This window comes from Nonomuraea sp. NPDC005650 (assembly GCF_040605375.1).
GTDB lineage: Bacteria > Actinomycetota > Actinomycetes > Streptosporangiales > Streptosporangiaceae > Nonomuraea.
The window spans coordinates 1-22,285 of sequence record NZ_JBEXCR010000078.1 but is presented as its reverse complement, the minus strand read 5'-3'; the positions used below and the strand labels follow the sequence as shown (position 1 = coordinate 22,285).

The window sequence follows — 22,285 nt, the reverse complement described above, 5'->3', positions numbered from 1 at the left end:
GACTGTGCTTGAGCTTGCGAGGCCGGTCAAGGAGCCGGTTGTTGAACGGTCGGTCGCGTGAAACCGACCAGGTCACCGCGACGGTAAGCGCCTATTTTTACCGTTTCCCGCCGGTTGGGCGCGTGGATCATCTGGCCATTACCGATGACGATGCCAACGTGGCCGGGCCCGTCTGGCTTCAGGTTGAAGAAGGCCAGGTCGCCCGGCTGTTCCTGGCCAGATGGGATCGGGGGGCCGTGGCGCCACTGGTCGGCGGCGACGCGAGGGATCGAGATGCCCGCCGCTTGGTAGGCGCGCATGGTCAGACCGGAGCAGTCGAAGGCATGCGGGCCTTCGGCTCCCCAGACGTACGGTTTGCCGAGCTGCGCGTAGGCGTACGCGATGACCGCCGCCACCTGCTCGCCGGAGATCGGCAACACGCACGCGCCAGTGACTAGGTCGACCGTCTGTTGAGCGAGCGGCTCCCATGAGGCATAGGCGTTGGGGAAGGCTGAGCGCTGGACGGCCTGGGCCGCCTCGGTCAGGGGAAGTCGCTCCCATTCGGGGACGGTGGTGAGCCGGTCGTAGAACCGGCGGGCCGCGTAGGCGGGGGTGAGGATTTGTTCTGGGGTTCCCCAGCCTTGTGACGGGCGTTGCTGGAACAGGCCGAGGCTGTCGAGGTGGCCGTTAGGGAGGTTGCGCAGCCGGGATTCCTGCAGGGCCACTGCTACCGCGATCACGGCAGCTCGTGCTGGTAGACCGAGCTGCTGGGTGGTCTGAACGATGAGCGCGGCGTTGTTCTGCTGCTCCTGATCCAGACTGGTGCGGTCGGGCCTTGCCGCGACCGGGTCGCGCTCCGGAAGGCTACTCGTCGCGCCGTCCAGGCAAGCCAATCCGCCCGGGCCACCTGCGTCAGTGAGAACGGTGGCGGCTGCTGCGATGACGGCGATGACGAGAAGCAGGAGGAGGGCGGCGCCGGCCGCGGCGTACTTCATCTCGTTGCGGCTCCCTTGCTCAGACCGAGGCGGTCACGCATCGGTCTGCTCTTCGCGAGCCGTTGCGACCTGGGGCCAGGCGTCTGAGAGGGCGGACAGCCGCAACCGGGGCTGCTCGGATCCGACCGGCAGCCAGACGGGCCCGGCTGGGCCGTCCTCGTTCTGCACCGCCGTGGCGACCGGTACCTCTGTCGCGGTCAAGACTCTGCGCAGGTTGGTTTCGCGAGTGCTGCTGGGTAGCCACAACAGCACAGGAGTGGTGATGCCGGTGGCTTCGGTGAGGTTGGCGTAGCCGTGGAGCTTGGCGGCGACCTTGGCGAGGGTTTCGCTGCCGGTGTCGTGTTCGAGGAAGAAGTCGATCTCGCGGCCGTTCTCGGCCCACCGGCCGTAGGCGTCGGGACGGGCGAGATCGCCCCAGAGCTGGGCGCAGCGCCGCTCCGGCCACCACGCCTTCACCTCCGCGCAGGTGCCCGGTTGGCGGGCGTGATGGTGCAGGTACGAGAAGAAGTCGTTCACGCCGACCTGGTGGGCCAGGTGGGAGGAGACGGCGATGGGGTGGTCGGGGTTGTAGCCGAACTCCTTGACGGTGATGCCGTCCCTGATGGCCAGGACGGCGGCTCCAGCGCGGCCGAGGAGCCAGTGAGTGGGTCGTGATCCTGCGCCATAGGGAGCCCAGGGCCGGAAACGGGTGACAGCGTTGAACGCGTACAGGGTCCCGAGGCGTTTGCGGGTTGCCTGCGGGATGCCGAAGAAGATGCGCTGCAGTTGGTGGGTGGTCAGCACGCGGTGCTGGTGGAGATGGGTGAGGATGTCGTAGTCGCGCGGGGTCAGGCGCGCGGCCAGGGCGGTCAGGGCGGTCCGGTCCAGTCGGGGCTGTCCGGCGGGGACGGGCTGTGCGGGCATGTCGATCTCCTTCGCGGTGTGGTGTGGTGCCGGTCGTGGTCTGGTCAGTGGCCGATGGCGCGTGGGTCGTGTTCGAGGGCGCTCCGCTTTCGAGTGGCGGTCTCGGCAGGAAGTGACTGGGCGAAGCGGTCACGAGAGGACTGTCGGATGGCCTGCTCACGTCCGGGTGCGATGGGCGGCAGGGGGCGGGTGCGCAGCGTGAAGGCGGCGGTTTGCTGGCCATCGATGATGAGTCGGGTGACTGCTTGGAACGCGCCGAGGTGCGTCATGTCGTGCGGGGTGATCAAAGGTGCGACGTGGGCTTTGAGGTCGCCCGCGTCCTTGGGAGAGGCATTGAAGTAGATCTTGTTGCGGGCGTCGGCGGACAGAGCCTCGCGCAGATCGGAGGGGAGCTGGTCGAGGTGCTGGTGGGCCAGGACGAGGGAGAGGCGGTAGCCGCGCGCCTCAGCCAGGACGTCATTGATGTGGCCCGGCAGGTTGAGGAAGTTGTGGCACTCGTCGATGTAGAGCGCGGCATCAGGTCGTTCGGCCTCGGGTTGGTGGGCGCGGCGGGTGGCGGCCTGCCAGGTGTGGGCGAGCAGGATGGAGCCGAACAGCCTGGCGGCATCGTCGCCCAAGATGCCTTTGGGGAGGCGGGCCAGGACGAGGCCGCCCTCGTCGAGGAGTTGCCCGATGGGAACGGTGGTCGTGGGATTGGTCAGGGCGTGGCGGATGAAAGGGCGGAGCAGGACGGCACGCAGCTTGTTCATCACGGGGCCGATGACGGTGGCCTGCCCGGCCGGGGTGAGGGCGCGATAGGAGTCCCAGAAGCCGGCGAGCAGTTCGTCATCCAGCCGGGCAGTGATGCGGGCGCGAAACGCGGAGTCGGTCAGCAGCCGAGGAACCTCGGCCAGCGTGGCCTTGGAACCCAACACCTTGGTGAGGGTGAGACAGGTTGACCGCAGCAGATCGTCGACCCGTGGCCCCCACGCGGAGCGAAAGCAGCGGTGGAAGATCGTGACCAAGGAGTCGACGGCGAAGGCGGGATTGGGTCCGGCGAGTATGTTGATCGCCGGTGGTTTGGCGCTGTCTTGAGGGTCGAAGACCACCGTCTTGCCGATCGAGCGCTCCGGCAGGCGCGTGAGGATATCGATGATCAAGTCGCCCTTGGGGTCGATGACCAGCGCGCCCCGGCCCGCCTGGGCGTCGGCCAGGACCATGTTGGCCAACAGCGTGGATTTGCCGACGCCGGTGCCGCCGAGGACGTGGGTGTGATGGCGGGCGTCGGCCACAGGTAGCGCCACGGGGCGTTGTGGGCCGCTGTCGGTATCGCCCAGTACCCGGACCGGTTCGGACCCCGGACCGCGCGGCACGGCGGGTGGCGGGGGGATAGGGCGGGCTCCGGCGCGTGTGACGCCGGGGGCATCGGTGTCCCAGGGCAGGTGCGCGAGCGCGGCCAGTTCGCCGATGGACAGCAGATATCCCGAGCTCAATCGGCGAGAGCCGGTCACTTTGTGAGGTCGGAAGAGCCGGGCGCGGAGCAGGTACTGATGGCCCGAGGTGAACAGGGCGAAGACACCAGCCAGCGTGTGTGCCAGCCCGCGCAGTCTGCCCCTGGCTGTCTCATCGTCTTCGCTGGAGGCGACGGCGTAGCGGATGACGACCTGGTAACGCGGCTGGCCTGCCTTGGCCAGAATCGCGCGTACTTGCTCGGCACGTTCAGGGAACATACGAGCCAGCTCGCCAGGGTGAGTGCGGCTGGACACAAGCTCGTCCATCACCTGACCGAGCATGCTGCTGGTTCTGGCACCGCGCAGGACCGCTGCCGCTCGGTGGGCGCGCCTGAGACGGCGCCCCGTGGTCGGCCGGGCCAAAACCTGGATGAGAGCATGCTCGTCGTCACGCAGCCCGCTCATCGCGCTGAGCAGTGACCGGATGGGGTCGCTGGCATGGTCGGCCTTGAGCGGGAAGTGCTCGGCCTGCGCGAGCATCAGCCGTCCGCCGACGGTCCGGGCACGCGGTGGAAGGGGGTTGGTGGCGGGCGTAGTGGTGGTGATCGCCCCTGGCCAGGCGGCCTGGACCGCCTTCTCCACGATCCCGGGCGGAACGACGCCAGGCACCCACAACCGGATGCGGACACCGGAGGCGCTTCCCAGGTACTCCCACACCAGGTGTGGCTGACCTGCCAGGTGCCGCTTCCAGGTGGGACGTAGGAGCCCGATCAGTTGGCTCCATAGCACCTGCGCGCCCTGCGGGTCACTGTCCGGAGGGCATGAGATCGTGACCAGCCGGGCGCCCGGCGCCAGCACCTGGTGGCGTATCCGGCTGACGACGTGGCGAGCAAGCGCCAGCACCGACACCACGGCCAAGACCCCGACGGCGACACGCCAGCCGTGGTGGAGGGTGAGGTCGAGAAGCCAGGTTGGCAGCTCACGCAAGAACTCCAGCCCTTCGCGTACATCTCGGTCGCTGACTTCGCACAACAGGCAGTCCGTAGCTGACCTCATAGCGGGTCGCCCTCCTCGTCTAGGTCGTCGCAGACGAGCGGGCCTTCGGCGGGAGGAACGCCGGTGTCGCAGCGTTCCAGGTCGGCCAGCTCAGCAGGGTCGGTGGTGATCAGCTCTGTCTCGGTTGGGGAGGCGATCACATGGAAGGCGACGCGACTGGCTGGGCCGGCGACCATGAGAGCCTCGCCGCGTTCAGCAGTGAGGAGGTACTGCCGCTCGCCCTCGGAGAGATCGAAGGCGTCGCCAACCGCCCCGATGGCCTGTGGCGCCTGACGGAGCAGGACCTGGCCGGCCGCGTTGGCCACGATGGCCTGGCCGAGGTCGGTGCCGAGCAGGTCGGCGGCGTCCTGCGTGATGACGGCGAGCCCGGTCCAGTGCTTGCGGGCGGCTTTGGCCATCCGGTAGAGGAACCGGGCGCCTTCGGCTTCCTTCATCAGGAGCCAGGCTTCGTCCACCACGATGAGGCGCTTCTTGCGGTCGCGCGGGTTGGCTATGCGGCGCCAGATGGCATCGAGGGCGAGCAAGGTGCCGACCGCTTTGAGCTCGTCGGGTAGGTCGCGGAGAGAGAAGACGATCAGGTGGCCGGTGGGTGTGGTGGTGGTCGGGCCGTCGAACAGCTCGCGGTAGGAGCCGGAGACGTACGGGGCGAGCTGTGCGGCCAGTTCCGCGCTCGTGGTCTTCAAGGCAGTGACGAGGTCGCCCAGCAGCGGGGCGGGGCTGTTCCAGGTGTCCGGGTCTCGGGTGATTCCGGCCTGCTGGTAGGTGGCGATGATCGCGGCGTCGAGTGCGGCCCGCTGCTGCGGGGTGAGCGGCGTGGCGAGCATGGTGGCGATGAGGGTTTGCAGGAAGAGTGCACGCCGGGACAGGACGTCGTCGTGAGGCCCGTGGCTGGTGGGCAGGTCGAGCGGGTTCCAGCGGACTCCGGTGGCGCCGAGGCGTAGGTGGGTGCCGCCGACGGCGCGGGCCAGGCGGGCGTATTCGTCCTCGGGGTCGACGACGGCGACTTCGACGCCCTGGTAGAGCAGGCGCAGGGCTTCGAGTTTGGTGAAGAAGCTCTTGCCGGCGCCGGATCGGGCCAGGGTGACGGAGTTGTGGTTGTCCTGGGCGAAGCGGTCCCAGACGACGATGCCGGAGCTGGAGGCGCTGAGCCCGTACAGGATGGCGCTGTCGCTGGTGGGGGCGGCGAGGTCGGGCGAGGTGAACGGAAACGCGGCCGCCAGAGCGGTGGTGTCGAACGTACGGGTCAGCTGCACTGAGTCCACTCCGAGGGGCAGGCTGGTTGCCCAGCCCTGCAGGGCCCGGAAGGTGGTCGGCTGGGCATCCAGGAGGAGCGAGGCGGCCAGGGCGCGGACGCGTTCGAGTTCGGCGTTGAGCTCTTCTTCGCTGGAGGCGTGCACGGTGAGGTACAGGCCGACCTTGAACAGTCGCCCGTGGCCTCGGGCGAGGCTGGCGGCCAGCTCGGTGGCGTCGTCGGCGGCGGCTTCGACGGCGAAGTCCTGCAAGCGGCCGTGCTGGGCGTCGGCCCGGCTGGACGATTCCAGCCGGGCGAGTTGGCGGCGCAGCCGCATTGCGGCGACCGCCTGCGGGATCGGCTTGATGTGCAGCGATACGTCGAGGCGGCCGGGATAGGTGAGCAAGGGTTCCAGCCAGCCCGCACCGACCTCGCGCGGGTAGCCGACCACAGCGAAGGACGCGGCGACTCCTTCAGAGAAAGTCAGCCCGCGAGCGCCGACCTGCAGGGCGGCAGACCTCAGCAGCGTGGCTGCTTCTGCCGTACTGTCGTGCTGGCCGTGGTGTCGTCTCATCAGTCCTCCTGGCCAGTGGTGGTGATCACGTCGTCGGGGAGGGCCGCCGGCACGGGATGCCAACCGCCGGGGTCGAGGCATTCGGTAAGAACTCGATACGCCGCTGACGCGTTCAAGACGGCGGCGGAGATGCCGAGCGCGGCCAGGGCGCGGGCGCTCTCGTCAGCGCGGCGCAGCACGACGGCGGCCGCGGTGTCGCGCCTGGTGGTGCGGCGCCCGTGAGCCGGTCCCGGATCTCGCAGCACGATGAGCAGCTGGCGGGCCAGCAGCTCGCGGGAGTCGTTGAGCTGCTGCAGGAACGCCGCATGCTCGGTCGCGCTACGGGCGAGCGCCGGGTGAGGCAGCCGCTCGGCGCGTTGCAGGACTGTGCCGATCAGGGCATCGAGCTCGATCGGGCGGGCGCGTACCAGGATTTGCGCGGGTGCTTCCAGCGAGTTGAGCCAGCGGCCGAACGCGCCCACCAAGCCCGCCTGCTCCGCGGTCGTGCGCAGATGGAAGGAGACGGTGGTGGTCTCCACGAGCACCGCCACCCCGCCGTCCACCAGGTCCAAAGCACCATCAGTACGAATGGCGCGGACCGGCAGGCGAAGCGGTGCGGGCAGTTTGCCTCGCAACCGGCACCAGGCAGGCGGCTCGACCACCTCGCCGGCGGCGGCGACCAGTCGCTTGGGAGCGCGAGCGAAGCGCAGGGCGGCCAGAGAGAAGCGATCGAGGCTCAGGCCCTCGCGGCGACCGAGGGCGACCACCAGGCCGAGGGCGAGCATCGGCAGCACCAACCCCGCGATGACCACCACGGGTAGCAGGTGATGGAACAGGTAGTAGACGACGGCGGCAAGGGCTCCGGCGGTAGCGACGATGATGATCTGGCGGATTGTCAGCCCGTAAGCGATCTTGTCGGGCTGGGCGATGTCGGCGGGGATGTGCGCGATCAGCGGCTCGGGCTCGTTCACGGATCCCTCCTCCCGCGTGGGACGCGGCGGGGTGGCGGATCGAGCCGCAGGTGCAGTTGCCGTTGTCGTCCAGGACGGGTGGGCATGCCGGGCAGCATGGGTTGCACCCACGGCGGGCGCGGGCGGATCCACGGCCCGCTCGGCGCAGGTGGCGGTGCTGGTGCGGGTGGCCGTGGCACTCGGGTGACCGGGAACGGCAACGCCAGCTGGCGACCGCGTGCACGCGAGGCAGGGGCCGGTGCCGGCGCGGGCGGCACGTTGAGCGGAAGCGCGAGCTGCTGCGGCCCGCGATTACCGCCTGCTGCGGCGGTGGAGCTCGACGGAGTGTGGGCGGATGCGTTCATCGGCTGGGGTCCTCTCATGCTCGGCGGCCCGCTCCTGGGGCGAGGCCCGCTCTGACCTCGCCGTCCGGCCCGTCCTGGCCCGGACACCGGTCGGGAGCGACGTGCGGCTCCCGCGCCTCTGACGGCGGAACGGGCGGCCTTCCCCTTGCGCAGAGCGGCACCGGCCAGGCCCAGGGTCTTGTAGACGATCAGGGACTTGATCAGACGTTGGAGCAGCTGGGGCTGGGCGTGTTGCCAGACGGAGCGGGCGACCCAGCCGGGAATCTTGATCAGGATGAACAGCAGGCCGATCAGCACAAGCGTGTCGATGGCCCGCGTGACGACCGGTTTCACCACCGCCACGACCGGCTGATCGGGCGGGGTGGCGAACGCGTCGGTGGAGTCGGTGAAGTACACCTTGAACGCCAGGATGAGCACCAGCGCCTGCAGCACCTGCATGATCAGGACACCGGTGAACGCTCGCCACCACAACCGGGCGATGTGCTCGGTTTGCGGCAGCGCGTGGCAGAGCAGAGCGAGCGGCGCCGCGATGATCAGGAACAGCAGCAGGGCGACCCGCAGAATCGCAATGAAGGCCAGGATGAGGCCCATCACGACGGCGAGCCCGATCATCCAGATCAGGAACATCTGCGGGCCTTGGAGTTGGCCGACCGGGTTGGCGAGCTTGTTGGCCAGCAGGTCGCCGGCCCGCTTCCCGTCGACGCCGCCGCCGAGCAGCGCGGCGACCAGGCCGTTGGCCAGCTCGATGGCGTGCTGGCAGAGGGTGAGCGAGGTGTTGAGCGCGACGACGGCGACCACCAGGCGCGGGACGATCTCCTGCGTGGTGGTGGAAGTCTGCACGCTGCCGTACGCCATCACGATCAGACCACCGACCAGCACAAACAGCGCCAGCAGCGCGTTGGCCACCAGCCGCACGTGAGCCGACAGTTCCTGGACCCGCTCCAGCATCGAGGGCGGCGGCGAGGACAGCAGGAGAGTCCCGACCGCCTGGAAGGCTGGCTGGATCGCCTCGGTCACGATCAAACCGAACCAGCCGTTCAGCGCCCGATTGATCTTGCAGCCGAAATCGAGCCAACCGCACTCGTCTGGAGCAGCCGTTTGATCTGGCGTCGAGATGGAGTGCGGCGTGGTGGGATGCGGCTGGGGCGGTGGTGTGAGCATCGGGCCAGTGGGTGAAGTCAGCGCTGGTGTGGAGGCCGGCCCAGGTGTGGGCGGGGTGGGCTGTGGATTCCAAGATGGCGTGGGCGTCGGTGGCGGAGACGCCCACGTTGGGGCGCTCATCGCGGCAAGCGTGGTGACGATGAGCGCGAGCAGTTGCGCTGTCACGACCACCACGCGGCGTGGGCTCGCGGCGGGCAGAAGCGGCGACTGACGGGGCACCGTCAGGCTCCTACGATGCCCTTGAGGATGCTGACCAGCAGCGGCGCCAGAACGGCGATGCCATAGCCCATAGCCGCGTAACGCAGGGTCTTCTTGGCCGCCTCCACCTCACCGGGGTCGCCTCCGGCCAGGATGTAGCGGACCCCGCCCACGGTCAGGAAGAGGGTGGCCAGCGCGACCAGCAGGCCGACGATCACGTTGCGCAGGTTGTCTATCACCTGGTTGAGCGAGCCAGGTTCCTTAGCCTGAGCAGGCCCAACCCATGCCGAGGCTGTGATGCCGGAGATGCGAGCGGCCTCGGCGAGGTGGGCGAGCGCCAGCTCAAGGAGTGTGCCGAGTGCGGTGCCCGCGACGATGACGACGCCGATGAGAAGGACCTTGCGAGGGGTGAAGCGGGAACGTGGTACCACTGCTGCCTCCCGGTATGGCGTTGAGGATGCGTGCGATGGGTGGGACAGGCAGCGCGGAGGCCCGGTCCCGGCCAGGGCCGGGTGGGCGTCCTCCTTCTGCGCGGGGCGGTTGGCTGGTCCGGTGGTGACAGGAACCGGGTGGCCGGGTGCGGCCTGGCCGGGACCGGTGCCGTCCGCGCTGCCTTTCACCTGCTAAAAGACCGGGTTCAAGTGCCGAAATCAGACATCGAGGCCCGTGGAATTTGCCCGATCATGACTGTGAGCGGTGGCGCGTAGCGCTGGCTGTCGTGCCGCTTGGCTTTGCGGTGCTGGACAGCTCGCCGCTGATCAGGGCCTGGCGGAGGCGTGCTTCGGCACGCTGCCGGCGCTTGAGCTCGTTGCAGTAGAGCAGGCCGCGAGCTCGGCAGTAGTCGGCCAGCGATGTGCTGTCCAGCCTGGTCATCCCGATCAGCTCCGCTACCTCCGCCGTGATGACGCCGGCCTCGACGGCGCGGGCCAGCAGCAGATCGGCGTGACCGGACGGATAGCGCAATGCCAGCCGGCCATCGCTCATCTCGGGTTCGGAGAGTAGTTCGGGCTGATCGACGGCGTGGGCACGCAGAACGCCGAACTGGGTCAGTCGCGACAGCCGAAGCAGCGGGTGAGACCAGGACAGCTCGACCCGGTACAACGCCTCCATGAAGCAGGCCAGCATCTCGGCTTCCAAGTCCTCATACTCCGCGCTGATCATCTCGTTCAGGGTCTTGAGCAGGCGGCGCAGCATCGGCGCTGCCAGCGCGACGGCGGCGACCATCCACGCGCCTCGGTGGGCGCGTGCTTGCTCGATCAGGTGCCGCCAGACTCCGTCCCTGGTCGTCCGATCGCAGCTGGGGTGCAGCAGGATGGTTCGCAGCTCGTCCAAGGCGATGAGGCGAGCAGGCAGGCCGAGCCCGAGCGCGGCCCCGTCGATCCCCAACGGCTGCGGCCCTTGCATGAGCAGCATGAAGGAACGCTCGGCCAGATCGAGCGGACGCGTGTGGACCGGAGCGGAGGTGCCCGCAGAGGAAGCCTGGCCGGCGTTCGAGACGCAGGGCGCTTCAGAGCGGGGATAGGCGATGACAGCGGTGGCGGTCTGGGATCGAGCGTTGAACATGGCAGCTCCCAAAGGGGTGAGCGGTTCGGATGCTGCTCATGGCGCCAGAGCCCACGTACAGGAACGGGACGACTTCCGGACAGACTTCGGCTCGGATAAAGATCATCCAAAGTTCCAAGACGCGAAAGAATCGCGGCCTGACCTGCGTAAACGCCTCTCAGCCTGTCGTTGGAGGAGCCGAGAGGAGTGCGGTCCGAGCGCTGTCCGCTCCAAGTCCGGTAACGCGTCAACCTGCGTGAACGGTGAGGGCCAGGATCCACGACTTATGGATCTGGCAAAGGCAGCCGGACGGCGGACCGTCCCTTCTTCGAAGCGGTCATGTCTTCGCCCCGGAAGTGCATGGACATGGCGTATCCGTTCGTGGGTGGTGCGCGGACGGCCAATTTGCTGCCTGCGCTCGCCGGGGCTGTTCGAGGCGGTCGAACCGACGGAAGCGGACACTTTCGCAAAGCGACGGAGAGATCGCCCTGGCTCGGCCCAGTAGGGATGAGGTCAGAGCGAACCTTGACGGCGGGAGCGGGAGACGCTGAGTTGAAATCCTGACGAAGCGGATGCGGGGGCATGTTGTCAACCCGCGCTTCTCGAAGAAGGGCACGCCCGCCCGACGTGCTTACCGCCCGTCACTCAACCGAGCGGGCGCGAGGCGTAGCCACTGCGCCTTGGCCGCCGTTTCTGAAGGGCGGGCAAGGCGCAGTTCGGTGGCCCCGTGGTGGCCTTCGCCGCACTGTTGTCATCTGCGTGAGCATGGTCGTGCGGGCTGAAGCAGACGGACGGCCGTCCGCCGTCTGCCTGGTGGCCGTTGCCCGGCTCCGGCCCGCCTGTAAAGCTGAAACCGCGGCCCATCTCGTCCTCCCTCCACATCGATTGGGGTTACGTGAGCGACGTCATCATCTACAGCCCGTACGACCACGCCATGCACGAAGACCCGTATCCGACGTACGGGCTTCTGCGCGAGAAAGCGCCCGTCTACTGCAACGACACGCTGGACTTCTGGGCCCTGACCCGGCATGCCGACGTGTACACCGCCGGCCGGGACTACACCACCTACAGCAACAGCCACGGGGTCAGTCTGGAGTTATGGTCACCCGACATAGCCAAACGACAGTCATTCATCGCGATGGACCCGCCCAACCACACCCAGTTCCGGGCGCTGATCTCCCGCGCGTTCACGCCGAGGCGGGTCGCCGAGCTGGAGCCGCGCATCAGGGAGATCACCCGCAGCTACCTGCACCGCGTGCTCGACGCGGGAGGCGACTTCGACTTCATCGCCGACTTAGCGCAGAGCATCCCTGCCGACGTCATCAGCGAACTGGTCGGCGTGCCCGCGGCCGACCGTCAGCAAATCCTCCGCTGGTCCAACGAGAGCCTGCTCCGCGAGGAGGGCAGCGGCGCCATCACCGCCTCCTCCGCCGATGCCACACTCAGACTCATGGGCTACTACGGGCAGCTCATCGCCGACCGCCGCGCCCATCCGGGCGACGACATGGTGTCCGCGCTCATCGCCGCCGAGATCGACGGGCAGCGGCTGTCCGACCAGGACATTGGTGCCGTGCTGCTGTTGCTGGGCGTAGCCGGAAACGAGTCCACCACGAAGATTCTCGGCAACGCCTGGTATCAGGCTGCCCGTCACCCCGGCCAGCGCAGCATCGCCTTCCAGCCTGGCCGCGTCGGCAACTGGGTGGAGGAGACGCTCCGCTACGACTCCTCCGGCCAGATGACCGTGAGGCGGGTCACCCGCGACGTCGAATGGCATGGCACCGTGGTCCCGGCCGGCTCCCGGCTGCTGCTGATCTTCGCCGCCGCCAACCACGACCCCCGCGTCTTCCCCGACCCGGAGACGTTCGACCTCGAACGCGACACCAGCCGCACGATCGCGTTCGGGACAGGCCCGCACTTCTGCCTCGGCGCGAGCCTGGCCCGCCTTGAAACCCGCGTCGTGCTGGAGGAACTCGTCGCCGCCGTCCACGAGAACTATGGTGTCGGTATGCCAGTCCGCGTGCACCATCCGAACATCCACGGTCTGCGCAGCCTGCCGACCACCGTCAAACCCCGTTAGCTAGTGCCGGCCAATGCGGACAGGGGTGCGGCATCGACCGTACTTGCTGCCCTCGCACAGCTTGAACACGTCGATTCGGCTGAAGAAGGTGGAGTTGGTCCCGCAGCCCCATCGGGCGCCGTTGGAGTCGACCACCGTCCACATCTGCAGGTAGGAGGTGGCGTACTCGACTCGTACGGCTCGACCGTCGTTGCTCAAGTCGCAGACTTCGATGTGCTTGCGGTCGGCTGAGACGGTGACCGATCCCCAGCCGGCGTCATCGTTCCAGCCGCCGGCTGAGTCAGCGGAAGCCGGAAGAGCGCACACCACGGCGGCGAGGAAGATGGCCAGTGCACGGCGAACGTACATAGGGTGCCCGTTCCGTTGAGGCGAATGAGAAGGAGCCACTGTGACCCCATTGCGCGCCTCAATCGCGCAGGTCTGCGCCTTGACGGCATGGCTTGATCAACATTTGGACGGCCCGCGGGGCGGCTATGTGCTGAAGGAGCTTGGAGCACTCCGAGCCGATCCTTGAGAGCGCGTCAGTGTTCGCCCTGGCCAGGATCTCTCCGACTACCACCAGCGTTCTCCAGATCGACGGGGGCACGAACTAGTGGTGGATGACTGTCCGATTCTTGTCCCGAACGTGTCCGGAAGCGCTGTGACCTGCGAGAATTCCGGCAGCGCGGGTTGCGCCGGTTGAACGTCCAGGTGACGAGGCCTCTCCACGGTGCGCCTGCTTGCACGGCAGGCTCGGTGGAGCTCCTGAAGCACCCCATACGTGACAAGGCTGGGCATGCGTGTCTGAACTGGGCGACACAAGGCGCCCTCACCGAATCTTTGCTTACCTCCGTGTCTCAACTCGGCCCACGGCACCGGTATTTAGCTAGGTGACAGGAACCAGGCGGCCCGGGTGACGGGCCACATCATCGTGATACCACCCGTACGCGCCGACCGCTCCGCCACCATCACCGGCCTCACCGCTCCTCGTCGAACAGGTCGCGACGTTCACCAGAAGCATCTGCCCTTGAGCGTCTGGCTGGCCGCAGCCGATGCCGACACCTTTCCCGTCTGCCGAAGTGGCTGCTGCGTCCCGGTGAGCCAGTCCCTGGCCCGCCACCTCGTCACCGCCTGTACACAACTCGGCGATCTCGTGATCGACATGGACGCCGCCGACCACAACGTCATCTCCACCGCGCTGACACTCGGCTGCCAGGCCACCGCCACTGTCACTAGTCCGCGCCTGGCCGGCCAAATCGGCAAGAGGGTGGCCACCACCCACCCCGCCGCCGATCTGGAGGTGGCCGACCTACGCGTCGTGCGCCCCGAGTCCCTGCTGTGCGCCGTCAAGGACCTGGCCGGGGCCGCAGCCTTGGTCGTGCTCACCCACACCTGCCCAGGCCCGCACATGGGCCAGCCGCTCACGACGGCCCGGTACGTCGACGCGCCGGAACAGACGACGGTCGATCCAGCTGGATTGGCGGCGCTGCTGAAGCCGGGCGGTCACCTTGTCGTTGTTACCGGCCTGCACCGCGGCGAGCAGGACCTCATCGACCCAGCACCAAGCTTGATCGCCGGTGCGAAGCGTTCGGGGCTGGCGTACATGCAGCACATCGTGGCCCTGCGGGTGCCCGTCCGCAGCGGGCAGCTCGAACAGCTTCTCGGGTGGGGTGCGCCAACGGCTGGCTCTGCGAGGGCGGGCCTGCCGGGCAGTGCTCACGTGCACAGTGACGTGCTCATCTTTACCAAACCTCGCGCAGGTCGAGAGTCGCCGCCATCCGTAGTCGAGCCCCCTCAAAGAACCGACCACCAGCAGATGGATTGTCCGGCGCCGGGGGAGCGGTCTTGGCTGAAGGGACAGCTGTCATGACGTCGATCACGTCGGTGTGGACGACGGGCCAGCAGCAATCGCGCACTCAAAGGCGAGGCCGGTACCTGCCGGAGTCGATGAAACACCCGGGCAAGATGCTGCCCTCGATCGCAGCCCAGGTGATCGACACCTACACGCAGCCGGGTGAGCTGGTCATCGATCCGATGTGCGGGATCGGCACCACTCTGGTCGAGGCCATCCACCTGGGCCGGCACGCGGCCGGCATGGAATACGAGGAGGATTGGGCGAAGCTCGCTGTGGCCAACCTCGCCCACGCTCGCCGCCAGGGCGCCACCGGGTTCGGCACGGTGATCGCCGGAGACGCGCGGGGCATCGCCCGGTTGCTGCCGGACCTGACCGGCCGGGCGGCGCTGGTGCTGACCTCTCCGCCGTACGGGTCGGCCACGCACGGCCACATCCGCGCCAGCCGCGACAGCGGTGAGCCAGGCATCCGGAAATGGAATCAGCGCTACTCCCGGGACAGGGCCAACCTGGCTCACCAGGGTCTGCCGGTGCTGCTGGACGGGTTCGCCCAGATCCTTTCCGGTTGTGGCGAGCTGCTGCGGCCCGGCGGTGTTGTCGCGGTGACGGTGCGTCCGTATCGGCACCGCGGGGAACTGGTCGACCTGCCTGGCCACGTGCAGAAGGTGGCTCAGCGCGCCGGGCTGGTGTTCGCCGACCGGATCGTGTGCCTGCTGTGCGGGCTGGGCCACGGCAAGCTGCTGAACCGGGCGTCATTCTTCCAGCTGTACGAGGCGCGTAAGGGTCGGGCTCGCGGGCTGCCGATCCACGCCACCGCGCACGAGGACCTGCTTGTCTTCACCAAGCCTCACCCGCTCGACAAGACCGCTTCGACCATCCAGAGAGCTGCATGATCTAACAGAGCGGCTCACGTGGCGCGCCGGCAGCGCCTGGACGCTGACGGCAGGGTGCGTATGGCGCGCGGCTGGTGGGCAGCCGCCAACCCGCGACGGGCCAACCACGAACCTATGTCCCGCTCTCGTGCCCGACCAGTTCAGGGGATGGCGCAAGCATCCTGGCGCCAACAACCGGGGCGACTCAGCCGAGGTGCGGCTTTCCCACGCCACGTTCGCCGCCACCTAACCGGACTTGACGACCTGGTCGGAGGCGGTGGTCCATATCCCTGCCCTGACGGTCTGGGACACCCGCTACGCGGGTGATTGCCTGCGGGACATGGCGAAGCCTTCCAGCTCGGCTGGCTGCTGAACGCGCTTCCGCAGACCTTCATCCAGTTCGTCCTGGTCAACGGAGCAGGCGGGTGACCTCCTCCATTGACATCAAGAACGAGTGATCAAGGAGGCCCGAACACCGAGCCTGCGCCGACTGCGCCCGCACCGGCATCGAGGCCCACCGCGCCATCCATAGCGCCCTCGCCTGGCCGCATCCGGCAAGACGTCCGCCAGGCCGAGGGCCATCCCACACCAAATGACTGGAGAGGACGGATCCCATCTTGCACGAGCTTGCCCATTTCGGTGCCACAACGAGAATGGCCGATCGGCTCAACGACCCGAATTGCGACGATTGGGCGGACCAGGTCAAGCGGACCGGTTGCTCTCGCCGACCCGTCCACCGCCGTGGAGACGGCGTCCACCTCGACCACGCCCCGAGCTGGCTCCTGCATCGCGACGCCCTCACCCGTGAGTCAGTCGGTGTCGCGCTCGGAACCCGGCCCGACTCTCGCTGCCCAGCCGTCGGGGAGAGCCACCGCACCGCGGTCTACCCTTCGAACGCGGGCGGTGGTCGATGATCAGGCGTGACGAGCTGCTGACCATTCCCCAGGTCCTCGAAGAGCTGGGCGTGTCCCGCCGGACCTTCTACCGCTGGCGTCAACTTGGCCGTGCGCCGATCTGCGTCCAACTGCCCAACCTCGAGCTCCGCGTCTGGCGGAGCGACCTCACGGCATGGCTCGACTCGCGACGGGAGGCGGCGTGAACACCACCTACTACGTGCAGCTCGGCCAGATCCAGCAGCGCACCAACCGCGGCACGCCCGCCTACATCGCGCGTTGGCGAGTGGCGAGCAAGGACAGATCCAAGACCTTCCGGACCAGAGGGCTGGCCAGCGCGTTCATGTCCGACCTGCGCCAGGCGGTCAAAGCGGGGGAGGAGTTCGACATCGCCACTGGTCTGCCAGTGTCGATGCTCGCGCAGAAGACTGCGGGACCGTCGTTCCTGGAGTTCGCTCAGGCGTACGTTCTTCGGCGGTGGAACACCTTGGCGGCCAGGACTCGCGAGACCGAAGCGTACGCACTCCTGACGCTGATCCCTGCTCTGGTAGCCGACGCGCCGCGTCCTCCCACCGCGGAGGAACTACGCGAGGTTCTCAGGACTCACGTCCTCCTCCCCGAGAACAGGCGGACCAGCCTTTCCACGTCCCAGGCTGCGGCGTTGAGCTGGCTGGAGAGAGCGTCTATTCCGATGTCGTCACTGCGAGAGGCGAACATCCTTCGTACGGCTCTCGATGCCATCTCGGTCACCTTCGCCGGTGTTCCGGCGGGGGCGAACTCGGTACGACGCAAGCGCGCTGTCCTGCATCACCTCCTGGAGCACGCGGTTGAGCAAAAGGTATTCCGCAGCAACCCGCTGGACGAAATCAAATGGACAGCGCCAAAGGCCGTCACGGTCATCGATCCGCGTACGGTGGTCAACCCGGCGCAAGCAACGCAGCTCCTCGACGCCGTCCCCAAGGTGGGGCGCAAACGCGGTCCCCGGCTCAAGGCCCTGTTCGCCTGTATCTACTACGCGGCGTTCCGGCCGGAGGAGGCAGCGGATCTGCGACTGAGCAACTGCACTCTGCCCAAGACAGGCTGGGGCCAGATCGTCCTGGAGAGGGCACGACCCCAGGCAACAAAACGCTGGACCAACTCCGGCGAGACCCACGAGTCCCGAAGCCTGAAGCACCGCGCGGACAAGGAGACGCGAGAGATCCCGATCCCGCCAGTTCTGGTCGCCATGCTCCGCGAGCACATCGCCGAGTACGGCACCGCCAAGGACGGAAGAATCTTCAGTACGAGCACCGGCGGCACCTACTCCAGCTCGGCTCACTCCTATGTCTGGCAGGAAGCCCGCAAGCTCGCCCTGACCCCGGCACAGGTCGCCTCATCCCTGGCTGCCCGGCCGTACGACCTCCGTCACGCGGCGGTCTCGCTCTGGTTGAACGCGGGGGTCCCGGCACCCGAGGTCGCCAAGCGGGCTGGCCACAGCGTTGACGTCCTGTTGCGCGTCTATGCCAAGTGCATCGACGGTCAACAAGAGCAGGTCAACAGCAAAATCAACAACGCCTTGGACCAATAGCCCACGTTCATCCCGTCACCGGCCCCGGCCATTCCGGGGTCGGTTCAACCTGTGCTGCTCTCTTTGCCGTGTCCTTCCCACGGGGTGTTGTATGCGGACACCAGGAAATCCTGCTCGGCGGACACGTCATGCCTGGTAGATGGCCACATCACTCCTGGTGGGCGGTCAGGAGAATTCCTGGTGGACGGGGTTGACGAGCATCCGAACGAACAGTCTCGTTAAGGAGTCCGCGGCGCACGACTTCCTCGACCGCGTCTGACATGTGCCAGCCAGCGACTCGGCGCCCGGCGCACGGTCAGGAGCCGATTCCGTCTTCCTCGTCTTCCTCTTCCGGCCTGAACGGCTCCAACGGATGGACGCCGAGCACCCATCCGGCTGCGACACGCGGAAGGCACGCCTGCACCCCGTTGAGCTCCTCTTGGCCGATCGACCAATCCATGTCCGGCGATTCCTCGCCCATGATGATCGCTTCCATGAAATCGTTCCAGCGCCCGTACGAGCTGAGAAGGACGGCCTCGTCTGGCACGTCCAGGTCGAGCATGACATAGCGGGCGTACTCCTCCGGGGTCTGCGGGCAGAGCAGCATTTCCGCCGTCAGCGCCACGCTGTTATCGCGGGTGTCCGGCCCGGCCCACGCCCACACCGGAGGCCGGCCCCCACAGTCGAGGCCGCGCCGTGCCATCTCCGCCACCATCTCCTCGTAGCAGGCCCGGTAGTTTCCGACCATGATCCGGACCCAGTCCCCGACCAGCTCGCCGGCATCCTCCAGCGACTCGAGAACCGCTCGATGCTGGACCGTCCACAAACGCACCGGGCGATTGTGCCATCGCGGAGACAGAACGATCTACGCAATTATCCGGGAGCGGCGGTGACGGTCCAGTGGGGCGGACAGGGAGTGCGGCCGTGGGGTCGTCGACCGGCAGGAACGCCTGCAGCTTCAGCTCCGCCACCGTTGGACGGACTCATTACGCGGCGGCTGTCGATCCGCGCGAGATCTCGCTGTTCGCCGACCAGCACGGACCTACAGCGTCCTCATCGGGAGAGCACGGGCGTGTTCCGATGCCGTGGGGCCGACGAAGGAGGCCCTGCGGCCCCGATCGCCCCCAACCACGTCCCTATGCCTGCCACCTCCTGGCGATCGTTGAGTCTCCGCTCGGCTCCGGCCCGATCAAAGTCGGTGGCTTCGAGCTGGCCGCCAATCCGCCTCCTTTATGACCGCCTACCGAGAGAACTCGCGACCATGTACCAGGATCGCGATGGCCGTCTACCAGGAGAACTTCCTGTCCGTTCACAGGTGTGGCGTCGCCGCTGCACGCTGACAGAGACGCGTGCGAGAGGTGAGGATCACGGACGGAGGTCAGGACCACCCCAACTTCCTCACTCGAGCAGCCCCGCCCGATGTCGCACCCGCCATACGGGCTGCCTCGCCCCGGTGTACCTGCTGGAAACGACAGATGAAGGCATCGGCGTCGGCGCGCTACTGGATACACCGCTATGCCTTTGGGCTGGCCTGTGAGCCGTGCCGGTGGGGGCCCGAGACCCAGTTCGCCTACTGTGGCGGAGACCCCACTACCGCTCTGAGTCGCTCTCGCTGCTGTGGCATCGAAGGCGGTCACGGACGCAGGCTTCTGCGCGCCGGGGTGACTATGGCCGAGTTCGTGCGCATGTCGATTTATCACGACTAATAACACATCGGCGGTTCAGTTCGCTAATAAGAATGTATAACGCGTTTACCCGAGATGGCCGATGTGCTTGACTCCCGCCGTGTAGCCACACCCTCTGGGAGGGGCCATGGGGGAGTTCGTCGGGATCGATCCCGTCGGGGCCGACAAACTGATCCGCCAGATGGAGGCCGGGAAGGATGTCCTAGGCAGGGGACGGTCAGGGCTCGAAGCAGCCATTGCCGAGGCGGGGGAGGATTGGGCAGGCCGCGAGGGCGTCACACCGATGCACCGCACGTGGGCGTTCTTCCATGAGTCGCAGCAGGACCTCAAATGGCGCGTCGACGCCATCAAGCGGATGGTGCCGACGCAGCAAAAGGGGATGTTGACCAGCACCTTCCCCTTCAGCAGCGCAACAGAGGCAATGCAGGCGGCCAAGAAGGACGCGGCCGCAATCACCGAGGCACTCAAGCACCACGACCAGTACCTTTCCGGTCAGAGTTGGAGCCAGGTGGAAAAGGCCCTGTCGGGGCTCAAGTGCAGGGCAGACGACCCTGCATACGCCGCGGCACTGCTGGCCGCACTGGGCACCGAGACATTCACGAAGCTGTTCCGTGACTGGATGAACACCCAGGCCAAGGGAGACCGCAGAGGCCTGACCCCAGACGCGCTCAAGCGAGCCGATGAATCCTCGCCAGGTCTGCTGGCCAGAGCTTTCGCCAGCGCGGAGAGCTCTGGAAAACTCGGGAACGAGTGGCAGAAGATGGTGGAGACGGCCCCGTCGGACATCCTGACGGCCTTGGTCGCGCTGGCCCCGCAGTCCGGCACGTTCCTCAACCGGGTGGCGACCAACCTACTGAACCGCCCACCGAACTCCGACGCAGTTCCCACCGACCCCAACTGGAACCTGTACAACCTGGCCAAGGCATACGAGGCCAATCCAGAGGCGTTCCAGCGATTACTGGCCGAACACCAGAAAGAGGCGGGGGTCTTGCTGGACGCGTACACCATCAGGACAACTGGCGTCCCCGCCTACGAGGAAGCGCTGGCAAACGCGCTGCACGGCGCCTTGAAGCCCGGCTCTGGTCTGGACGACATGCGGGAACGCGCCTGGCTCACCGTCATCAACAGCATCGGGTCCGAGAACGGCCTCTGGGTTGGTGGCAGTCTCGGAACCTTCTCCAACTCTCCCATCAGCCGGATGCTGGCGCAGGACATAAAGCCCATCCTCGACAAGCTCGCCCGGGGACAGGCTCAGCGGAATTCACCGAAGATGCCGTACTTGAAGCCCAGCCCGCCCTGGGACAAGCTCGATCCCTCGGTGAGCGCGCGGTTCATGGGCGCGCTGATGCAGGACTCCACTGCGGCCAACACGTTGATGAAGGCAGCAAAGGAGTACACCAAGGAACTGGACATGGGTCGCTTCCATCCCTTCGACCCAAGCAACTACAAGCAGGAAGCGCACATCAACCTCGCCGAGCGCACGGGCGCGCTGGCGAACCTGCTGCTGGCTGGCTCGACGTATGCCGAGTGGAGCGACGATGAGTACGCCGACCGAATAGCCGGCTACGTCCTCATGCCCGTCGACTACTTCGACGAACACTTCCCCATCGCCAGCAAGATCGTCTCTACAGGAAAGGCGAAGGGACTCGACGAGGTCAAAGACGTACTGAAGGACATGATCACGGACTATCTTGACAAGAAGACACCGGACACCGCCGAGGCAGTCACCGGCAAGCTCATCGACGAGCAGATCTCCTGGCTGGATCGCTCGCTCAGAGAACACGGACTGCCACCGATGACGACATCGCAGATGAGTTTCATGAGAGACGCAATGGAAGGCCGGTTATCGAGCGCCCTCCTCGATGCGCTGAAGAGAAGGGGCGGCTGATCATGCCCGTTAAGCATCAACTGCTCCGCGACGCTGACGAGAAGGAGGCGCTCGCATCCACTTTTACGAGGTACGCCAGAAGCCTGGCCGACACCTTCCAAGGCATCCCATCGAAACCAAGCGACAGCGAACTCTTCTGGAAAGGGCCGGCAGCGGAGCGATACCTGGCCCATGCCGTCCGCCTCAAACGCGAGATGAACGAGCTCGAAAACTCATGCCTGGCCACCGCAGCGAACCTTCGTCGCCGCGCCCAGCAACTCCGTGCCGAGGCCGCACAGGTGCCCGATCCCCTGTGACCGCGTTCAGCCGTTGCTCGGGTAGCACTCCGTCTTACCGACGATCACGACATTGGGAGCCGGCTCCTTACGGGCGAGGAGTACGAAGGTTAACTTGGCCTTCGGATTGACCACCACAGCAACGCTGAGATCGTCTTCCCAGAGATCGAGGTTGTCCACGACCTCGGTGTAGCCCCTGGCTTCGAGATCACCTTTCAGCAACCCGACAAGGCTGGGAGGATTCTCCGCGGACGGATTTGCGAAGCTTGCCTTGGCTCTGAAGTAGCGTTGGGCCTCGCCCTTCAGACACGACGTGTTCCGGTCCTGGTCCGCCCGCTCCTTCGTCAGCCCCGCCAGTCCTGACTCAATTCCGGATACCAGCGCATCTCCATCGCTTACGAGTTGCCGGGCAGCTTCTGCCAGCGTTGGTCGCTCCGGCTCTCCTGAACAGCCCGTCAGGACCGCGAAACAGGCAAGTACTGCGGCAACTGCCCTCAATAACGCACCCAGGCGCATGATCCGGACCTTATCCCGACGTCTTCCCTCTCGTACATCCCATTCGTTGCAGTTATAGCCATCTGCGATGGAAGGCAATCCGGCGCCGACGTGAACGCCGCAATGATGCAGCTCACCCCGCTCGGCGGCCGTTCTACTCTAGCCTCGGCTTAAGGGAGCGGTCGTGGTCGTGGGTGTGGGCCACGCGCCCCTCGCGGAGCAGCGGCGGATGCAGAAGACGTGCGGGGCCACGGCGTAGAGCGTGGCGGGTACTACATTCGTAGATCTTGATTCGTTCGGCTCCGCCACGCACTGTAGTTGACCCATTGTCGGTGCGTGACGTGTGCTCTGACCTACGAT

General features: G+C 66.9%; 18 protein-coding genes. 7 read left to right on the top strand and 11 right to left on the bottom strand.

Features of this window, described 5'->3' with window-relative positions:
* Positions 1–26 precede the first annotated feature (26 nt).
* From ABZS69_RS63505 to ABZS69_RS63470, 8 genes are all read right to left on the bottom strand, one after another.
* On the bottom strand, positions 27–974 hold the full coding sequence (locus ABZS69_RS63505) for a C40 family peptidase (protein WP_355393653.1): 948 nt from the start codon (positions 972–974) through the stop codon (positions 27–29).
* A 33-nt stretch (positions 975–1,007) separates the two neighbouring features.
* The gene (locus ABZS69_RS63500; RefSeq protein WP_355393650.1) at positions 1,008–1,877 is read right to left on the bottom strand and encodes a replication-relaxation family protein; all 870 of its coding nucleotides are present in this window, start codon (positions 1,875–1,877) and stop codon (positions 1,008–1,010) included.
* A gap of 44 nt (positions 1,878–1,921) precedes the next feature.
* Positions 1,922–4,339 carry a type IV secretion system DNA-binding domain-containing protein gene (locus ABZS69_RS63495; RefSeq protein WP_355393647.1) on the bottom strand — a complete coding sequence of 806 codons (2,418 nt, stop codon included), beginning with the start codon at positions 4,337–4,339 and terminating at the stop codon, positions 1,922–1,924.
* A 20-nt stretch (positions 4,340–4,359) separates the two neighbouring features.
* The gene (locus tag ABZS69_RS63490) at positions 4,360–6,168 is read right to left on the bottom strand and encodes an ATP-binding protein (protein WP_355393644.1); all 1,809 of its coding nucleotides are present in this window, start codon (positions 6,166–6,168) and stop codon (positions 4,360–4,362) included.
* Positions 6,168–7,118 carry a PrgI family protein gene (locus tag ABZS69_RS63485; RefSeq protein ID WP_355393641.1) on the bottom strand — a complete coding sequence of 317 codons (951 nt, stop codon included), beginning with the start codon at positions 7,116–7,118 and terminating at the stop codon, positions 6,168–6,170. Before ABZS69_RS63485 ends, ABZS69_RS63490 begins: the two co-directional genes overlap by 1 nt.
* Entirely contained in the window at positions 7,115–8,842 is a 1,728-nt protein-coding gene (locus ABZS69_RS63480) for a hypothetical protein (RefSeq protein WP_355393638.1), read from the bottom strand. The genes ABZS69_RS63485 and ABZS69_RS63480 overlap by 4 nt, the downstream gene beginning before the upstream one ends.
* A 2-nt stretch (positions 8,843–8,844) precedes the next feature.
* Positions 8,845–9,252, bottom strand: coding sequence for a pilin (locus tag ABZS69_RS63475; RefSeq protein ID WP_355393635.1), 408 nt, complete (start codon positions 9,250–9,252; stop codon positions 8,845–8,847).
* 250 nt (positions 9,253–9,502) lie between these two features.
* Positions 9,503–10,384 (bottom strand): hypothetical protein, encoded by an 882-nt coding sequence (locus ABZS69_RS63470; RefSeq protein ID WP_355393632.1) that lies wholly within the window; start codon positions 10,382–10,384, stop codon positions 9,503–9,505.
* Positions 10,385–11,258: 874 nt separating this feature from the next.
* Here ABZS69_RS63470 and ABZS69_RS63465 point away from each other — a divergent pair.
* On the top strand, positions 11,259–12,440 hold the full coding sequence (locus tag ABZS69_RS63465; RefSeq protein WP_355393629.1) for a cytochrome P450: 1,182 nt from the start codon (positions 11,259–11,261) through the stop codon (positions 12,438–12,440).
* Here the strand turns inward: ABZS69_RS63465 and ABZS69_RS63460 are convergent, their stop codons facing one another.
* Complete coding sequence (locus tag ABZS69_RS63460) at positions 12,441–12,788, bottom strand: hypothetical protein (protein WP_355393626.1); 348 nt, start codon at positions 12,786–12,788, stop codon at positions 12,441–12,443. It abuts the gene before it with no gap.
* A gap of 544 nt (positions 12,789–13,332) precedes the next feature.
* On the opposite strand from ABZS69_RS63460, the gene ABZS69_RS63455 reads away from it, so the two are divergent.
* The 4 genes from ABZS69_RS63455 (at position 13,333) to ABZS69_RS63440 (ending at position 17,603) form a co-directional block, all read left to right on the top strand.
* Positions 13,333–14,289, top strand: a complete 957-nt coding sequence (locus ABZS69_RS63455) for a hypothetical protein (protein ID WP_355393623.1) — start codon at positions 13,333–13,335, stop codon at positions 14,287–14,289.
* Entirely contained in the window at positions 14,286–15,164 is an 879-nt protein-coding gene (locus ABZS69_RS63450; RefSeq protein ID WP_355393620.1) for a DNA methyltransferase, read from the top strand. The genes ABZS69_RS63455 and ABZS69_RS63450 overlap by 4 nt, the downstream gene beginning before the upstream one ends.
* Before the next feature lie 889 nt (positions 15,165–16,053).
* The gene (locus tag ABZS69_RS63445; RefSeq protein ID WP_175594775.1) at positions 16,054–16,242 is read left to right on the top strand and encodes a helix-turn-helix domain-containing protein; all 189 of its coding nucleotides are present in this window, start codon (positions 16,054–16,056) and stop codon (positions 16,240–16,242) included.
* The gene (locus ABZS69_RS63440) at positions 16,239–17,603 is read left to right on the top strand and encodes a tyrosine-type recombinase/integrase (protein ID WP_355393617.1); all 1,365 of its coding nucleotides are present in this window, start codon (positions 16,239–16,241) and stop codon (positions 17,601–17,603) included. Before ABZS69_RS63445 ends, ABZS69_RS63440 begins: the two co-directional genes overlap by 4 nt.
* A 295-nt stretch (positions 17,604–17,898) precedes the next feature.
* Here ABZS69_RS63440 and ABZS69_RS63435 read toward each other — a convergent pair whose 3' ends face one another.
* The gene (locus tag ABZS69_RS63435; RefSeq protein WP_355393614.1) at positions 17,899–18,414 is read right to left on the bottom strand and encodes a DUF3841 domain-containing protein; all 516 of its coding nucleotides are present in this window, start codon (positions 18,412–18,414) and stop codon (positions 17,899–17,901) included.
* Between the two features lie 980 nt (positions 18,415–19,394).
* Here ABZS69_RS63435 and ABZS69_RS63430 point away from each other — a divergent pair.
* A complete protein-coding gene (locus tag ABZS69_RS63430) occupies positions 19,395–21,155 on the top strand; it encodes a hypothetical protein (RefSeq protein ID WP_355393611.1) in 1,761 nt (586 codons plus the stop codon).
* Positions 21,156–21,157: 2 nt separating this feature from the next.
* On the top strand, positions 21,158–21,451 hold the full coding sequence (locus ABZS69_RS63425) for a hypothetical protein (RefSeq protein WP_355393608.1): 294 nt from the start codon (positions 21,158–21,160) through the stop codon (positions 21,449–21,451).
* A gap of 6 nt (positions 21,452–21,457) precedes the next feature.
* Here the strand turns inward: ABZS69_RS63425 and ABZS69_RS63420 are convergent, their stop codons facing one another.
* Positions 21,458–21,946, bottom strand: a complete 489-nt coding sequence (locus ABZS69_RS63420) for a hypothetical protein (RefSeq protein WP_355393605.1) — start codon at positions 21,944–21,946, stop codon at positions 21,458–21,460.
* Positions 21,947–22,285: the final 339 nt, after the last annotated feature.

What these genes read in the sequence shown, in the direction of transcription:
- ABZS69_RS63450 (WP_355393620.1), top strand. Translation starts at nt 14,286, where the DNA reads ATGACGTCGATCACGTCGGTGTGGACGACGGGCCAGCAGCAATCGCGC.
- ABZS69_RS63420 (WP_355393605.1), bottom strand. Translation starts at nt 21,946, where the DNA reads ATGCGCCTGGGTGCGTTATTGAGGGCAGTTGCCGCAGTACTTGCCTGT.
- ABZS69_RS63445 (WP_175594775.1), top strand. Translation starts at nt 16,054, where the DNA reads ATGATCAGGCGTGACGAGCTGCTGACCATTCCCCAGGTCCTCGAAGAG.
- ABZS69_RS63425 (WP_355393608.1), top strand. Translation starts at nt 21,158, where the DNA reads ATGCCCGTTAAGCATCAACTGCTCCGCGACGCTGACGAGAAGGAGGCG.
- ABZS69_RS63505 (WP_355393653.1), bottom strand. Translation starts at nt 974, where the DNA reads ATGAAGTACGCCGCGGCCGGCGCCGCCCTCCTCCTGCTTCTCGTCATC.
- ABZS69_RS63430 (WP_355393611.1), top strand. Translation starts at nt 19,395, where the DNA reads ATGGGGGAGTTCGTCGGGATCGATCCCGTCGGGGCCGACAAACTGATC.
- ABZS69_RS63500 (WP_355393650.1), bottom strand. Translation starts at nt 1,877, where the DNA reads ATGCCCGCACAGCCCGTCCCCGCCGGACAGCCCCGACTGGACCGGACC.
- ABZS69_RS63470 (WP_355393632.1), bottom strand. Translation starts at nt 10,384, where the DNA reads ATGTTCAACGCTCGATCCCAGACCGCCACCGCTGTCATCGCCTATCCC.
- ABZS69_RS63490 (WP_355393644.1), bottom strand. Translation starts at nt 6,168, where the DNA reads ATGAGACGACACCACGGCCAGCACGACAGTACGGCAGAAGCAGCCACG.
- ABZS69_RS63460 (WP_355393626.1), bottom strand. Translation starts at nt 12,788, where the DNA reads ATGTACGTTCGCCGTGCACTGGCCATCTTCCTCGCCGCCGTGGTGTGC.